Here is a 15,333-nt window from a genome sequence, read left to right on the forward strand (position 1 = left end):
AGCGGTCCGGCCCCGGGCGAGGTGCCCCGGGGCCGGGCCGGGGCCGGGTCAGGCGCCGCAGCTTCTGAGGAAACGGCGGGTGCGCGTGGCGATCGGGAGGGGCTTGTCGGGCGGGCACGGGTACATGTCCTGCTCGACGATGGCGAAGAGGTCGACGTCGAGCCGCTGGGCCGCCGCCAGGACCGGCTCCAGCGCCGGCACCCCGGCCGGCGGCTCGCACATCACGCCCCGCCCGACGGCCGGTCCGAACGGCACCTCGTTCGCGACGACATCCGCGAGGATCTCCGGATCCACCTGCTTGAGATGGAGATAGCCGATCCGCTCGCCGTACGTCTCGATCAGCTTGACGCTGTCCCCGCCGCAGTACGCGTAATGCCCGGTGTCCAGACAGAGCGAGACCAGAGCAGGGTCGGTCGCGTCGAGGAACCGGCTCACGTTCTCCTCGCTGTCGATGTGCGTGTCGGCGTGCGGGTGCACGACGATCTTCAGCCCGTAGCGCTCCTCCACCTCACGGCCGAGGCGCTCGGTCTGGGCCGTCAGATCCCGCCACTGCTGGGGTGTGAGCGTCCGGTCCTCCAGCACCTCACCGGTCTTGTCGTCCCGCCAGAACGACGGGATGACCACGAGATGGTCCGCGCCCATCGCCCGGGTGAGCGCGGCGATGTCGGCGACATGCGCCCAGGTCTTCTCCCAGACCGCCGGTCCGTGGTGCAGCCCGGTGAAGACGGTCCCGGCCGAGACCTTCAGCCCGCGCCGCGCGGTCTCCTCGCTCAGCCGGTCGGGATCGGACGGGAGGTATCCGTAGGGGCCCAGCTCGATCCACTCGTAGCCGGCTTCGGCTACCTCGTCGAGAAAACGCCGCCAGGGCACCTGCTGCGGGTCGTCGGGAAACCACACCCCCCAGGAGTCGGGGGCGGACCCGACTCGGATGCGGCTCGACGTGGGTACGGAGGAGGTCATACCGGTCAGCTTTCAGCCCGTACGGAAAGAGTGTCAAGCCTTTGGTTCGAATGTAAAGACAAAACGTTGACAGGGTCCCGGGAGGACGGTTAGACCTTGCTGTGACCGCCTCCGGTGCGGAAGCCTGCCTCGCTTTGGCAGGAGCGAGACGCGAGTGAAAGCTCCCCGCTCGTCACGGCACCGTGCCGGAGGTTCGGGTCGCCCCGCCCGGCCGTGCGCTGTATGACTTCGCTGTACGGCTTCACCGTGACCGATGCCCGACCGCCGCCGCTCGGAGTCCAGGAGGACACACGATGAGCAGGGAGGACGCCCGATGAGCAGCCGTACGAGCAGCCGTACGGGCGGTCGCGGACGTGGGCGCCCGAGTACCGCCGCCCGTACCCGCAGGCGCACCGTCGCCCAGGCGCTGATCGCCTTCCTGGCCCGGCAGTACACCGAGCGGGACGGCCACCGGCGCCGTCTGATCGGCGCCACCTGGGGCATCTTCGGGCACGGCAACGTGGCGGGTGTCGGACAGGCTCTCGTCGAGTGCTCCGAGGACATGCGGTACTTGCAGGGCCGTAACGAACAGTCCATGGTCCACGCGGCCGTGGGGTACGCGCGCCAGAGCAACCGGCTCTCCGCCCAGGCCGTGACCACCTCCATCGGCCCCGGCGCCACCAACCTCGTCACCGGCGCGGCCCTCGCCACCGTCAACCGCCTGCCCGTCCTGCTGCTCCCCGGCGACGCCTTCGCGACCCGCCCCGCCGACCCCGTCCTCCAGCAGCTCGAAGTGGCCTCCGCCGGGGACGTCTCCGTCAACGACACGCTGCGCCCCGTCTCCGCCTACTTCGACCGGATCACCCGGCCCGAAGCGCTCGTCCCGGCCGCGCTCGCCGCGATGCGGGTGCTCACCGACCCGGCCGCGACCGGCGCCGTCACCCTCGCGCTGCCCCAGGACGTACAGGCGGAGGCGTACGACTGGCCGGAGGAGTTCTTCGCCGAGCGCGTCTGGCGGGTCCGCCGCCAGCCGCCCGACCCCGACGAACTCGCCGACGCGGTACGGCTCGTACGGGAAGCCCGCCGCCCCCTGCTCGTCGCGGGCGGCGGCGTCCGCCACAGCGCCGCCGAGGAGGAACTGGCCGCGTTCGCCGACGCCACCGGCATCCCCGTCGCCTCCACCCAGGCGGGCAAGGGCTCGCTCCACCACGACCACCCCTGCGATGTCGGCGGCATCGGCCACACGGGTACCGCCACCGCCGACGAACTCGCCGCCGCGGCCGACCTGGTGATCGGCGTCGGCACCCGCTGGACCGACTTCTCCACCGCCTCCGCCACGCTCTTCCAGAACCCGGACGTCCGCTTCCTCAACCTCAACGTCACCGGCTTCGACGCCCACAAGCTCGCCGCCCACCCGCTGGTCGCGGACGCCCGTACCGCCCTGCGCCGGCTCGCCGCGGACCTGGCCGGCCACCGCGTCGAGCCCGCCTACGTCACCGGGTACAGCGGGGCCAAGAAGCGCTGGGAACGGCGCGTCGAGGCCGCGTTCACCGCCGGCGAGGACACCGGGCGCCCCACCCAGGCCCAGGTCCTCGGGGCCCTCGACGCCCTCGTCACCGGCGAGGACATCGTCATCAACGCGGCCGGATCGCTCCCCGGCGATCTCCACAAGCTGTGGCGGGCCCGCTCGCACGACCAGTACCACGTCGAATACGGCTACTCCTGCATGGGGTACGAGATCCCCGCGGCCATCGGCGTCCAGCTCGCCGCGCCCGGCCGGCCGGTCTGGGCGCTGGTCGGCGACGGCACCTATCTGATGAGCCCCACCGAACTGGTCACCGCCGTCCAGGAGGGGCTGCCCGTCAAGGTCGTGATCCTCCAGAACCACGGCTACGCCTCCATCGGCGGCCTCTCCGAGACCGTCGGCGCCGAGCGCTTCGGCACCGCGTACCGCTTCCGGGCCGCCGACGCCACCTACACCGGATCCCCGCTCCCCCTGGACCTCGCGGCCAACGCGGCCTCCCTCGGCATGCGGCTGATCCGCGCCGGGACCATCGGTGACCTGCGCGAAGCGCTGGCCGAGGCGCGCGCCGCCGACGCCCCCACATGTGTCTACGTGGAGACCGAAACGGCAGACACAGTGTCGGGCGTTCCCCCGGCCCAGGCGTGGTGGGATGTTCCGGTGGCCGAGACCGCGACGCGTATCGCCGCGGTCGAGGCCCGCGAGGAGTACGACCGCCACGCAGCGACCCGCCGCCGCCATCTGTGAAGGAGCGGAACACATGAAGACCGTCAGCCATTGGATCGGTGGCAAGAGCGTCGAGGGCGCGTCCGGCAACTGGGGGCCCGTCACCGACCCGGCGACCGGCGCCGTCACGACCCAGGTCGCGCTCGCCTCCGCCGAGGAGGTCGACAGCGCGGTCGCCGCCGCCAAGGCCGCGTACGCCACCTGGGGGACGTCCTCGCTCGCCCAGCGCACCGCGATCCTCTTCCGCTACCGCGCGCTCCTCGACGCCCGCCGCGACGACATCGCCGCGCTGATCACCGCCGAGCACGGCAAGGTGCACGCGGACGCGCTCGGCGAGGTGGCGCGCGGACTGGAGATCGTCGAGCTGGCCTGCGGGATCACCACCCAGCTCAAGGGCGAACTCTCCACCCAGGTCTCCAGCCGGGTCGACGTCGCCGCCATCCGCCAGCCGCTCGGGGTCGTCGCGGGCATCACCCCGTTCAACTTCCCGGCGATGGTGCCGATGTGGATGTTCCCCCTCGCGATCGCCTGCGGGAACACCTTCGTCCTCAAGCCCAGCGAGAAGGACCCCTCGGCCGCCGTGCTCCTGGCGGAGTTGGCGGCGGAGGCCGGACTGCCCGACGGCGTGCTGAACGTGGTGCACGGCGACAAGGTGGCCGTCGACGCCCTGCTCGCCCACCCGGACGTCGCGGCGGTCTCCTTCGTCGGCTCCACCCCGATCGCCCGTCACATCCACGCCACGGCCTCCGCCAACGGCAAGCGCGTCCAGGCGCTCGGCGGCGCCAAGAACCACATGCTGGTCCTGCCCGACGCCGACCTGGACGCCGCCGCGGACGCGGCCGTCTCCGCGGCGTACGGTTCGGCCGGTGAGCGCTGCATGGCGATCTCGGCGGTCGTCGCCGTCGGCGCGATCGGCGACGAACTGGTCGCCAGGATCCGCGAGCGCGCCGAGAAGATCAAGATCGGCCCCGGCGCCGACCCGGCCTCCGAGATGGGCCCCCTCATCACCCGGGCCCACCGCGACAAGGTCGCCGGCTATGTGACCGGAGCCGCCGCCCAGGGCGCCGAGGTCGTCCTGGACGGCACGGGATACACGGTCGAGGGGTACGAGGACGGGCACTGGATCGGCCTGTCCCTGCTGGACAAGGTCGCCACCGACTCGGACGCCTACCGCGACGAGATCTTCGGCCCGGTGCTCGTCGTGCTCCGAGCGGAGACGTACGAGGAGGGCGTCGAGCTGATCAACAGCTCGCCGTTCGGCAACGGCACGGCCATCTTCACCCGCGACGGCGGCGCCGCCCGCCGCTTCCAGCTGGAGATCGAGGCCGGCATGGTCGGCGTGAACGTGCCGATCCCCGTGCCCGTCGGATACCACTCCTTCGGGGGCTGGAAGGACTCGCTCTTCGGCGACCACCACATCTACGGCAACGACGGCGTGCACTTCTACACGCGCGGCAAGGTCGTCACCACGCGCTGGCCGGACCCGGCCGACGCCCCGACAGGCGTGGACCTGGGCTTCCCCCGTAACCACTGATCCGTCACCGCCGATCCGTGGCCGCTGCTCCATAACGACCGATCCGTGACGACCGATCCGTAACGACCGATCCGCGGCCACTGCTCGGTGGTCACTGCTCCGTGAACGCCGGCCGTAACTCGCCGGCGCACGGCTTCGTTGGATGACTGCGGCCCGTACGGCGTTCCTCGCCGTACGGGCCGCAGTCGCTTTTCACGGTTCGCGGAGCAGGAGGACACACATGTGTGGCATCACCGGCTGGGTCTCCTTCGGCCGGGACTCCCTCGGCGCGTCCGACACCCTGGACGCGATGACGGAGACGATGTCCTGCCGGGGCCCCGACGACCGCGGCACCTGGATCGACGGCCCCGCGGCGCTCGGTCACCGCCGGCTCGCCGTCATCGACCTGCCCGGCGGGCGGCAGCCGATGACGCTGACGACACCCCGGGGCACGATCGCCCTCGTCTACTCGGGCGAGACGTACAACTTCACCGAACTGCGCGCGGAACTGACCGGCCGCGGCCACCGGTTCACCACCGACTCCGACACCGAGGTCGTGCTGCACGGCTATCTGGAGTGGGGCGAGGCGCTCGCCGAACGCCTCAACGGCATGTACGCCTTCGCGATCTGGGACGGCCGGCGGCAGAAGCTGGTGATGATCCGCGACCGTATGGGCATCAAGCCCTTCTACTACACCCCGACCGCCGACGGCGTGCTCTTCGGCTCCGAACCCAAGGCGATCCTCGCCCACCCCCTCGCCCGCGCCCGCGTCGGTCTCGACGGACTCCGCGAACTCTTCGCCTTCGTCAGAACACCCGGTCACGCCGTGTGGGAGGGGATGTACGAGGTCGAGCCGGGCACCCTGGTGACCGTGGAAGCGAGCGGACTGCGCCGCCACGTCTACTGGTCCCTGGAGACCCGCCCGCACACCGACGACCGGAGCACGTCGGTGGCGCGGGTACGGGAACTCCTCGACGACATCGTGTGCCGCCAGCTCGTCGCCGACGTACCGCGCTGCACCCTCCTGTCCGGCGGACTCGACTCCTCCGCCATGACGGCGATCGCCGCCCGCCGGCTCCGTGAGACCGGCGAGACCGTACGCAGCTTCTCCGTCGACTTCCTCGGCCGTACGGAGAACTTCGTCGCCGACGAGTTCCGCGCCACGCCCGACACGCCGTTCGTCCACGACGTCGTACGCGCCGCGCGCACCGAGCACCGGGACATCGTGCTCGACTCGCTCGCCCTGGCCGACCCGGCCGTCCGGGCCCGGATGATCAGGGCGAGGGACCTGCCCATGGGGCTCGGCGACATGGACTCCTCCCTCTTTCTCCTCTTCAAGGCGATCCGGGAGCACTCGACGGTCGCGCTCTCCGGCGAGTCGGCCGACGAGGTCTTCGGCGGCTACCGCCAGTTCTTCGACGAGGAGGCCAGGAAGGCCGACATGTTCCCGTGGCTGGTGCGCTTCGGCGAGCACTTCGGGGAGGACGCCGGGGTGCTCCGCCCGGAGGTGAACGCGGCGCTCGGGCTGGCGGCGTTCACCCGGGACAGCTACGCCACGGCCGTGGCCGGGATCGAACGCGGCAGCGGCGAGAGCGACTTCGAGTACCGGATGCGGAAGATCTCCCACCTCCACCTGACGCGCTTCGTACAGGTCCTGCTCGACCGCAAGGACCGCGCGAGCATGGCGGTCGGCCTGGAGGTCCGGGTGCCGTTCTGCGACCACCGGCTGGTGGAGTACGTGTACAACACCCCCTGGTCGCTGAAGTCCTTCGACGGCCGGGAGAAGAGCCTGCTCCGTGAGGCCACCGCCGATGTGCTGCCCAGGTCGGTGTACGAGCGGGAGAAGAGCCCGTACCCCACCACCCAGGACCCCGAGTACGCCGTAGCCCTCCAGGGCCATGCCAAGGAACTGCTCGCCGACCCGTCGCACCGGGTCTTCGATCTGGTCGATCTGGCGCGGGTGCGGAGCGCCGCGGAGCGGGAGACGCCGCAGGTCACCACGGCGAGTCGGCGGGGGCTGGAGCGGACGCTGGACCTTGCGCTGTGGCTGGATCTCTACAACCCGGAGATCACGCTCACCTGATATGGCGGACTAAAAAGGATAATAACGATAGAAAGATGGAGAAGGTGAGATACAGCTAATCCAGAGAGCTCAGGACCTCACATGCCCCGATACTTCGCCGACTCCCCGGAGTCGCTCGTCCCCGACGCGCTCAAGGGGTTCGCCGCCGCCCACGCCGACCTGGTCGAGCACCACCCCGAGCACGGCTACTTCCGCACCCGCCGCACCGCCACCCCGACCCCCACGACGGCCGGCTCGGCCGCCGCGGGCCGCCGTGTCGGACTGGTCTCCGGCGGCGGCTCCGGCCACGAACCGCTGCACACGGGGTTCCTCGGCGCCGGCCTGCTGGACGCCGTATGCCCGGGACAGATCTTCGCCTCCCCGCACAACCGGCAGATCTTCGAGGCCAGCCGCGCGGTCGCGGGCAGCGACGGCGTCCTGCACATCGTCAAGAACTACACGGGCGACCGGATCAACTTCGGCATCGCCGCCGAACGCCTCGCCCATGAGGACATCCGCTGCGCCCGCGTCCTCGTGGACGACGATCTCGCCACCGACTCCGCGGACATCGCCGTCGGACGGCGCGGCACCGGCGCCACCCTGATCGTCGAGAAGATCCTCGGCGCCGCCGCCGACGAGGGCCGCGGACTCGACGAACTGGCGGCCCTGGGCGCCGATCTGTCCGGCCGTACGCGCAGCCTCGCCGTCGCCACCGCCGCGCACACCGCGCCGGGCTCCGGCACGCCCGCCTTCGAACTGCCCCGGGACATCCTGGAGTTCGGCGTCGGCATCCACGGCGAACGGGCCGGCGGAACCGCCCCGCACCCGCCGCTCACCGAACTCGTCGCCCTCATGACCGACCGGCTGCTGGCCGCGCTGCCCCATGCCGGACTGCCCGGCACCGCGCACGGGGCGCCCGGCCGCCGCCGCGTACTGGCCCTGGTCAACGGGCTCGGCGGGGTCACCTCGCTGGAGCTGTACGGCGTCCGGCACGCGCTCGGCGGTGCGCTGAAGAACCGCGGGGTCACCCTGGACCGCTCGCTGACCGGCACGTTCGTCAGCGCGCTGGACATGCGGGGCTTCTCGCTCTCCCTGCTCGCGACCGACGACGAGACGCTGCGCCTCTGGGACGCCCCGGCCAGAACCGCCTCCTGGCCGCGCTGACCCCTCCCTTCCTTCTCTCCCTTCCCTTCCTTCTTTCCCTCGGTCCTCCACCTTTCCTCCGCTGACCAGAAGCAGGAGCCTTCTCCGCGATGTCATCCCAGAACCTGACTCCCGCCACAGCCCCCTCCACCCCCACCCCCAAGGGCCTCACCTACGAGGACACCATCGGCTGGCTCCGCCGCTTCGGCGCCGCCGCCCGGGCCGTCGAGGGCGAGCTGACGGCCCTGGACCAGCGCGCCGGGGACGGCGACTTCGGCGCCAACCTCGTCTCCGGCATGAACGGCGTACGGGACGCGCTCGACGCGCCGACGAGCGGGCCCCGCACCCCGGCGGCGCCGCTCGCCACCGCCGCCCAGGTCTTCCTCGACCATGTCGGCGGCACGAGCGGCCCGCTGTTCGGCCTGCTCTTCCAGGAACTGGCCGCCGCGGTCGCCGCCGCCGACGGCGCCCCCGGTACGGCGGAACTCGCGGCGGGCACGGCCGCGGGAGCGGCCGCCGTCCAGCGCGTCGGCGAGGCGGAGGTGGGGGACAAGACGATGGTCGACGCGCTGGTCCCCGCGGCCGAGGCGCTCGCCGGGACACTCCTGGCCGATCCCACGGGCGGCGACCCCGTCGGCGCGCTCCACCACGCGGCGGTGGCCGCGCACCGCGGCGCCCGCGCCACCAGCGGCCTGCGCGCCCGCCGCGGCCGCGCCAGCTACACGGGCGACCACTCCCGGGGCGTCCCGGACCCCGGAGCCCTGGCCGTGGCCCTGCTCTTCGCCTCGGCGTCGGCCCAGCTCACCACCCTGGACCAGCTCCCCGACGCCTGACCACCCCGGGTTCACCGTTCGCCGGGTACCCGTTCCGCCCCCGTTCGCGCCGGTGTGCGATACCGCGTCCGCTGTACGGGGACGCCCCGGCGTACTACCCGAGGAGGTCACGGGTTCCGACCGGCGTCAGCGTGGCAGGCCCCGGCCGCCGTTTAGGGTTCAAGGATGGAGACCCGAACCCCCCGCCGGTTCCGGCCGCGTGCCCGCTGGCTCGCGGGACTGGCCGCCGCGGCCGTGCTCGTCGGAGCCGGCACCTGGACCGCCGTCGCCTCGGACGACGGCCCGGCCGTGCACCGCGAGGACCAGGTGCTGGACATGCCGGGCGCCCGGATCGACACCTCGTACTTCACCGCCGGCAGCGGCCGCAGACCGGCCGTGCTCGTCGGGCACGGCTTCGGCGGCAGCAAGAACGACGTACGCGCCCAGGCCGAGAAGCTGGCGCGCGACGGCTACGCGGTGCTGACCTGGTCGGCCCGCGGCTTCGGGAAGTCCACCGGTGAGATCGGGCTCAACGACCCCGACCACGAGGTCAAGGACGTCTCCCGGATGATCGACTGGCTCGCCGGACGCCCCGAGGTCGAACTCGACGCGAAGGGCGACCCCCGGGTCGGCGTGACCGGCGCCTCGTACGGCGGGGCCATCTCGCTCCTCGCCGCCGGGTACGACCGGCGCGTCGACGCGATCGCCCCGCAGATCACCTACTGGAACCTCGCCGACGCCCTCTTCCCCGACGGCGTTCTCAAGAAGCTCTGGGCCGGGATCTTCTTCTCCACCGGTGGCGGCTGCGCCGCCTTCGAGCAGGAGCTGTGCGAGATGTACGAGCGGGTCGCCGTCTCCGGGAAGCCGGACGACGCCGCCCGCAAGCTGCTGGAGGAGCGCAGCCCCTCCGCCGTCGGGGACCGGATCGACGTGCCCGCGCTGATCATGCAGGGCCAGACCGACTCCCTCTTCCCGCTCGGCCAGGCCGACGCCATGGCGAAGCGGATCAGCGCCAACGGCGCCCCCGTCGACGTCGACTGGCTGGCCGGCGGACACGACGGCGGCGACCCGGAGAGCGCCCGGGTCCAGAACCGGGTCTCCGCCTGGTTCGACCGCTATCTCAAGGACGACAAGGGCGCCGACACCGGGCCCGCCTTCCGCGTCAGCCGGACCGGCGGCGTGGACTCCACCGACGGCCGGGCCCAGTTGCGCGGCGCGTCCAGCGACCGCTACCCGGGTCTGGCGAACGACACCACCTCCGTCCCGCTGACCGGCGGCACGCAGAGCTTCACCAACCCGGCCGGCGCCAGCCCGCCCGCCATCTCGGCCGTGCCCGGAGTGGGGGGCGGACTCTCCCAGCTCACCTCGTTCGGCGTCGGACTCTCCCTCGACTTCCCCGGCCAGCACGCGCGCTTCGACTCCGCGCCGCTCGACCACTCGCTGCGGATCACCGGGGCGCCGACCGTCAAGGCCACCGTCACCTCCTCCACCGGTGAGGCCGTCCTCTTCGCCAAGGTGTACGACGTGGGCCCCGACGGCACCAGCCAGGTGCTGCCCTCCCAACTTGTCGCGCCCGTACGGGTCGAGGACGTCGCCGAGGGCCGGACGGTCGAGCTGAAGCTGCCCGCCGTGGACCACCGGGTCGTCCCCGGGCACCGGCTGCGGGTCGTGGTCGCCGCCACCGACCTCGGCTACGCCTCACCGGCCACGCCCGCCACGTACAAGATCGCCGTGAACGGCCCGCTGACCGTGCCGACCGTGCCGGAACTCACCGCCGGCTCCACCGCGCTGCCGTGGTGGACCTGGGGGCTGCCGGTCATCGGCGTACTGATCGCGGGCGCGCTGCTGCTCACGGCCCGCCGCCGCACCAGCGCGCCGGAGCCGGACGCGGCGCTCGCCGAGGTGCCGCTCCAGATCACCGACCTGTCGAAGCGGTACGCCAAGTCCAGTGACCGGTACGCGGTCCGGGACCTCTCCTTCCGGGTCGAGAAGGGCCAGGTCCTCGGTCTGCTCGGGCCGAACGGCGCCGGCAAGACCACCACGCTGCGCATGCTGATGGGGCTGATCACCCCGGACGCCGGGGAGATCCGGGTCTTCGGGCACGCGATCCGGCCGGGCGCCCAGGTGCTCTCCCGGGTCGGCTCGTTCGTCGAGGGCGCGGGCTTCCTGCCGCACCTGTCGGGACGCGAGAACCTGGAGCTGTACTGGCGGGCCACCGGCCGGCCCGCCGAGGACTCCCACATGGAGGAGGCCCTGGAGATCGCCGGGCTCGGGGACGCGCTCGCCCGTGCCGTACGCACCTACTCGCAGGGCATGCGGCAGCGGCTCGCCATCGCCCAGGCGATGCTCGGCATGCCGGACCTGCTGATCCTCGACGAGCCGACCAACGGGCTCGACCCGCCCCAGATCCGCGAGATGCGCGATGTGATGATCCGGTACGCGGCCGGCGGCAGGACCGTCATCGTCTCCAGCCATCTCCTCTCCGAGGTCGAGCAGTCCTGCACCCACCTCGTGGTCATGCACCGGGGCCAGCTCGTCCAGGCCGGTCCGGTCGCGGAGATCACCGGCGCGGGCGACGACCTGCTCGTCACCACCGCCGAACAGGTCCCGGCCCCGGTCGTCGACAAGATCGCCGCGCTGGCCGGCGTCGGCTCCGCCGTCCGCACGGACGACGGGCTGCTCGTACGGCTCGACGGCGCGTCCCCCCAGGCGCTGGTCACCGAACTGGTCCGGCTGGACGTCCCGCTGACGGGCGTCGGTCCGCACCGCCGCCTGGAGGACGCGTTCCTCACCCTGATCTCGGGAGGCTCCGCATGAGCGCGCTGATCGAAACGGCCCCCGGCTACCGGGCCGGGCGCACGCTGCCCCTGCGGGTCGAGGCGCTGCGGCAGCTCAAGCGCCGGCGCACGCTGGCCATGGGGCTCATCCTGGGGCTCCTGCCCTTCGTGCTGATCGTGGCCTTCGCGGTCGGGGGCACCCCGGACGGCGGACGGGAAGGCCGGGTGACCCTGATGGACACCGCGACCGCCTCCGGCGCCAACTTCGCGGCGACCTGTCTCTTCGTCTCGGCGGGCTTCCTGCTGGTCGTGCCGGTCGCGCTGTTCCACGGGGACACGGTCGCCTCCGAGGCCAACTGGTCGTCGCTGCGCTATCTGCTCGCGGCGCCCGTGCCGCGGTCGCGCCTGCTGTGGAGCAAGCTGGCCGTGGCGCTCGGGATGAGCGCGGCGGCGATGGTGCTGCTGCCGCTGGTCGCGCTGGTGGCGGGCACGGCGGCGTACGGCTGGGGCCCGCTCGAACTGCCGACGGGCGGCTCCCTCGCCACGGCGGACGCGCTGCCGAGGCTCGCGGTGGTCGTGGCGTTCATCTTCGTCTCCCAACTGGTCACGGCGGGGCTCGCCTTCTGGCTGTCGACCAAGACCGACGCCCCGCTGGGCGCGGTCGGCGGCGCGGTCGGTCTGACGATCGTCGGCAATGTGCTGGACGCCGTCACCGCGCTCGGCTCCTGGCGCGAGTTCCTGCCGGCGCACTGGCAGTTCGCGTGGGCGGACGCGCTCCAGCCGCAGTTGGAGTGGGGCGGCATGGTGAAGGGCGCGGCGGTGTCCTTCACGTATGCCGTGGTGCTCTTCGCGCTGGCCTTCCGGTCCTTCTCCCGTAAGGACATCGTGTCGTAGCGGCCTTGTGTCGCAGGCCTCGTGTTGCAGAGGCCTTGTGTCGTCGGGACGCCGGGTCAGATCCACCCCCTTCGAGCCGCTTCCGCGCCCGCGCGGAAGCGGCTCGTCGTGCCGAGGGCGGCCAGCAGGTCGCCGACCCGGCGGCTGTACGTCCGGCTGGACATGCCCAGGCGGGTCGCCGCCGTCTCGTCCGTCAGCCCGGCGACCAGCGCCTCCAGCACCGGGCGCAGCGGCCCGGGCAGGACTCCGGGGGCGGGGAGTTCCGCCGACGGCAGTTCCTCGCCCGTCTCCCACCAGATCTCATGCGTCCGGATCAGCGCCTGGACGACCACCGGATCCCGGATCAGCAGCAGCCCGTGGTAGTGGAGTTGGAGATCGAGGGGGACCGCCGCGACCGAGCGGTCCACCAGGACCATCTTGAACGGGATGGAGTCCGTCTGCCTCGCCTCGCCGGGGAGGTGGCGGGGCAGGAGATACGGCAGACCGGCCAGCCCGTGCCGGGGAACGATCCGGCGGACCCCGACCGCCGGCCGGCCCCGGCCCCTGCCGCCGGGGCCCTCGTCCGGCCAGGTCTGATCGTCCGCCGCGCGCACGCAGGCCCCGGCGAATTCCAGGAAGTGCTCCGGAATGCACTGGTCGGGGCAGCTCCCGGGATCGTCGAAGACGAGCAGCTCGTGACGGGCCGAGCGGACCAGGGCGGTCAGGGTGGCCGTCACCTCCCGCACGCCACGGATCGGTCGGCCGGGCGGATGAGGTGTGTCGCCCGGGTCGTCCCGCATCGCTCCCGCCGACAGCGTCGCCCTGTTGAGCACAGAACCAGAAACATCCGACACGGCTGACCACCCCCGCCATCCCCTCGGAGCCGTACGCCACTCCATGTACGCACACAATTGCGCACCGTGACAAGTGCAGTTCAGGGAGTGGCGAATCCATGCCAGAGGTTCAAAACGCGTCGACTTTTCGCCGGGTCGGTGATCGGCCCCCGCCGGTCAGCCGAACTTCGCCACGTAGCGGCGCTGCCAGGGCGTCTCGACCGCGTGCCGGGAGTAGTGCTCCCGTACGTACGCGACCGCCTCGGCCGGCGGTACCCCGTCGAGCACCGCGAGACAGGCCAGCGCCGTGCCCGTCCGCCCCCTGCCGCCACCGCAGGCGATCTCGACGCGTTCGTCACCGGCGCGGTCCAGCGCCTCGCGGAGCGCTTCCGCGGCGGCGTCGCGGTCGGTCGGCAGCCGGAAGTCCGGCCAGCGCAGCCAGCGGTTCTCCCAGGCCACGGTGGGCGGTCTGCGCCCCAGCAGATAGAGCGCGAACGTCGGCGGCGGGCCCGCGGGCAGCGGGTGGCGCAGCCCTCGGCCACGGATGAGCCTCCCTGAGGGGAGCCGCAGAATTCCGGGTGTTGTTGTGTCCCACGGTTTGTGCGGTGTCATCGTCACGCGGGCCAGGGTAGACCCGTGGTGTCCAGGTGTCCCGGTGGCGGAGGGGAGCGGTTCCTCAGGCGACGTGGTCGGCGGCGGCCGGCAGCGTGGCGTACTGGATTCCGGCGAGTGCCGCGATCGGGGTGCCGGTCACCGGTGCCGCCTCGTCCTCCAGGGAGTCGGCGCGGGAGCTCTTCAGGGCGGCGAGTTTCGTCAACGACGGTACGAAGTCCTTCACGGCCCGGAGGAAGGGCGTGGGAATCGTCAACTCCGGTCCGGCGGTACCCGGTACGCGGCCCAGCAGCTCGCCGGTGGCGTCCGGCAGCCGCATCAGGGCGAGGGTTTCGGGCAGGACGCGGTCGAAGCAGGCGTCGCGGTAGGCGAACGGGAAGGTCCACTCGACCTGCTCGTCGCCCGCCGGGCGGTAGAAGCGGCGCCCGTACCGCCGGTGGTCGGCCGGGGATGAGCGGGCGGGACAACGTGTGGAGCGAGGCGGACCTCTGGCGGCGCCAGCTCACCGCCGTGACCGGGGCGCCCGCCGGCAGACGAAGAAGGGTTCCCCGTAAGGGTTTCTCCGCAGGGGAAACGGTTGAACGCCCGGCCTTCTCCGTACGTATCCAGGGGGAAGGTGTCGTCCACATTCGACGGCTGTTGCGCGACGGCACGGAGGAAAGGTGGGGTCACGCATGCAGGTGCTGCTCGTCGAGGACGATGTCTCGATCGCCGAACCACTGGTGGACGGGTTGGCGCGGTACGGATTTACGGTGCACTGGGTCTGCACCGGCGACGCGGCTCTGGACGCCCCGCGTGGTGACATGGTCCTGCTCGATCTGGGGCTGCCCGACATGGACGGCATCGACGTGTGCCGTGAACTGAGGCAGGACTCCGATGTGCCGATCATCATGCTCACGGCCCGGGGCACGGAGGCGGACCGGGTGGTCGGGCTCGAACTCGGCGCGGACGACTATCTGGCGAAACCGTTCAGCCTGCGCGAACTGGTGGCCCGGATCAGGGCGGTGACCCGGCGCTCCCGGATGGCCGCGGCGCCCGCGCGCCACGCGATCCCCGCCGCGATCCCCACGGCCGTCTCCGCCGGTCACGCGGTGCCGGCCGGTGTCGCCGCCTCCGCCTCCGGCGGTGCCGTCGCGCGGCCCGCGCTCGTCACGGCGATGCCCGAGACGCCCGGCATGCGCGGGGCGTCCCGTGCCGCGCCGCAGATCGTCGGCGACCTCCGGATCGACCGGCGGACCCGCCAGGTCCATGTGGCGGGCCGGCCCGTCAACCTCGCGCCCAAGGAGTTCGACGTGCTCGCCCTCCTCGCCGAGGACCCGGGCGCCGTGTGCTCACGGCAGCAGATCCTCGGGACCGTGTGGGACCCGAACTTCTACGGCCCGACCAAAACCCTGGACGTGCACATCGCGGCGCTGCGCCGCAAGCTCGGGGATGCCCGCCGCATCGAGACGCTCCGCTGCGTGGGGTTCCGGCTCGTGGTCGCGCCCGGGTACGAGACCCGGGCGGACAAGGTGTCCTGAG

Annotated in this window: 12 protein-coding genes; 8 read left to right on the forward strand and 4 right to left on the reverse strand. The window is 72.3% G+C overall.

Translation table 11 applies throughout. The features are described from left to right. Positions 1–48: 48 nt before the first annotated feature. Positions 49–960, reverse strand: a complete 912-nt coding sequence (locus ACFTZC_RS07345) for a sugar phosphate isomerase/epimerase family protein (RefSeq protein ID WP_382887683.1) — start codon at positions 958–960, stop codon at positions 49–51. A 313-nt stretch (positions 961–1,273) separates the two neighbouring features. Here ACFTZC_RS07345 and iolD point away from each other — a divergent pair, with 313 nt between their 5' ends. The 7 genes from iolD (at position 1,274) to ACFTZC_RS07380 (ending at position 12,388) form a co-directional block, all read left to right on the forward strand. Further along, the gene (gene iolD / locus ACFTZC_RS07350) at positions 1,274–3,208 is read left to right on the forward strand and encodes a 3D-(3,5/4)-trihydroxycyclohexane-1,2-dione acylhydrolase (decyclizing) (protein WP_382887685.1); all 1,935 of its coding nucleotides are present in this window, start codon (positions 1,274–1,276) and stop codon (positions 3,206–3,208) included. A 13-nt stretch (positions 3,209–3,221) separates the two neighbouring features. Beyond that, positions 3,222–4,721 carry a CoA-acylating methylmalonate-semialdehyde dehydrogenase gene (locus tag ACFTZC_RS07355; protein WP_382887687.1) on the forward strand — a complete coding sequence of 500 codons (1,500 nt, stop codon included), beginning with the start codon at positions 3,222–3,224 and terminating at the stop codon, positions 4,719–4,721. A 220-nt stretch (positions 4,722–4,941) separates the two neighbouring features. Then, positions 4,942–6,783 (forward strand): asparagine synthase (glutamine-hydrolyzing), encoded by a 1,842-nt coding sequence (gene asnB, locus ACFTZC_RS07360; RefSeq protein WP_382887689.1) that lies wholly within the window; start codon positions 4,942–4,944, stop codon positions 6,781–6,783. 81 nt (positions 6,784–6,864) lie between these two features. Beyond that, complete coding sequence (locus tag ACFTZC_RS07365; RefSeq protein WP_382887691.1) at positions 6,865–7,926, forward strand: dihydroxyacetone kinase subunit DhaK; 1,062 nt, start codon at positions 6,865–6,867, stop codon at positions 7,924–7,926. 89 nt (positions 7,927–8,015) lie between these two features. Beyond that, positions 8,016–8,738, forward strand: coding sequence for a dihydroxyacetone kinase subunit DhaL (gene dhaL / locus ACFTZC_RS07370; RefSeq protein ID WP_382887693.1), 723 nt, complete (start codon positions 8,016–8,018; stop codon positions 8,736–8,738). Positions 8,739–8,903: 165 nt separating this feature from the next. Next, the gene (locus ACFTZC_RS07375) at positions 8,904–11,534 is read left to right on the forward strand and encodes an alpha/beta fold hydrolase (protein ID WP_382887695.1); all 2,631 of its coding nucleotides are present in this window, start codon (positions 8,904–8,906) and stop codon (positions 11,532–11,534) included. Continuing rightward, complete coding sequence (locus ACFTZC_RS07380; RefSeq protein WP_382887697.1) at positions 11,531–12,388, forward strand: ABC transporter permease; 858 nt, start codon at positions 11,531–11,533, stop codon at positions 12,386–12,388. Before ACFTZC_RS07375 ends, ACFTZC_RS07380 begins: the two co-directional genes overlap by 4 nt. A gap of 56 nt (positions 12,389–12,444) precedes the next feature. On the opposite strand, the gene ACFTZC_RS07385 is transcribed toward ACFTZC_RS07380, so the two are convergent. The 3 genes from ACFTZC_RS07385 to ACFTZC_RS07395 all read right to left on the reverse strand — a co-directional run bounded on the left by ACFTZC_RS07385 (position 12,445) and on the right by ACFTZC_RS07395 (position 14,131). Next, positions 12,445–13,104, reverse strand: coding sequence for a DNA-binding response regulator (locus ACFTZC_RS07385; RefSeq protein ID WP_382887698.1), 660 nt, complete (start codon positions 13,102–13,104; stop codon positions 12,445–12,447). Positions 13,105–13,377: 273 nt separating this feature from the next. Further along, the gene (locus tag ACFTZC_RS07390) at positions 13,378–13,812 is read right to left on the reverse strand and encodes a protein phosphatase (protein ID WP_382887794.1); all 435 of its coding nucleotides are present in this window, start codon (positions 13,810–13,812) and stop codon (positions 13,378–13,380) included. A 64-nt stretch (positions 13,813–13,876) separates the two neighbouring features. Beyond that, positions 13,877–14,131 (reverse strand): hypothetical protein, encoded by a 255-nt coding sequence (locus ACFTZC_RS07395; RefSeq protein ID WP_382887700.1) that lies wholly within the window; start codon positions 14,129–14,131, stop codon positions 13,877–13,879. A 355-nt stretch (positions 14,132–14,486) separates the two neighbouring features. Between ACFTZC_RS07395 and ACFTZC_RS07400 the strand changes: the two genes are divergently transcribed. Further along, the gene (locus ACFTZC_RS07400) at positions 14,487–15,332 is read left to right on the forward strand and encodes a response regulator transcription factor (protein WP_382887796.1); all 846 of its coding nucleotides are present in this window, start codon (positions 14,487–14,489) and stop codon (positions 15,330–15,332) included. Position 15,333: the final 1 nt, after the last annotated feature.

Origin of the sequence: Streptomyces sp. NPDC056987 (assembly GCF_042673865.1) — a bacterium.
In the GTDB taxonomy this organism is placed as follows: Bacteria; Actinomycetota; Actinomycetes; order Streptomycetales; family Streptomycetaceae; genus Streptomyces.

Coding starts and splice junctions, on each gene's coding strand:
- ACFTZC_RS07345 (WP_382887683.1), bottom strand. CDS start 960: ATGACCTCCTCCGTACCCACGTCGAGCCGCATCCGAGTCGGGTCCGCC.
- iolD (WP_382887685.1), top strand. CDS start 1,274: ATGAGCAGCCGTACGAGCAGCCGTACGGGCGGTCGCGGACGTGGGCGC.
- ACFTZC_RS07355 (WP_382887687.1), top strand. CDS start 3,222: ATGAAGACCGTCAGCCATTGGATCGGTGGCAAGAGCGTCGAGGGCGCG.
- asnB (WP_382887689.1), top strand. CDS start 4,942: ATGTGTGGCATCACCGGCTGGGTCTCCTTCGGCCGGGACTCCCTCGGC.
- ACFTZC_RS07365 (WP_382887691.1), top strand. CDS start 6,865: ATGCCCCGATACTTCGCCGACTCCCCGGAGTCGCTCGTCCCCGACGCG.
- dhaL (WP_382887693.1), top strand. CDS start 8,016: ATGTCATCCCAGAACCTGACTCCCGCCACAGCCCCCTCCACCCCCACC.
- ACFTZC_RS07375 (WP_382887695.1), top strand. CDS start 8,904: ATGGAGACCCGAACCCCCCGCCGGTTCCGGCCGCGTGCCCGCTGGCTC.
- ACFTZC_RS07380 (WP_382887697.1), top strand. CDS start 11,531: ATGAGCGCGCTGATCGAAACGGCCCCCGGCTACCGGGCCGGGCGCACG.
- ACFTZC_RS07390 (WP_382887794.1), bottom strand. CDS start 13,812: ATGACACCGCACAAACCGTGGGACACAACAACACCCGGAATTCTGCGG.
- ACFTZC_RS07395 (WP_382887700.1), bottom strand. CDS start 14,131: ATGCGGCTGCCGGACGCCACCGGCGAGCTGCTGGGCCGCGTACCGGGT.
- ACFTZC_RS07400 (WP_382887796.1), top strand. CDS start 14,487: ATGCAGGTGCTGCTCGTCGAGGACGATGTCTCGATCGCCGAACCACTG.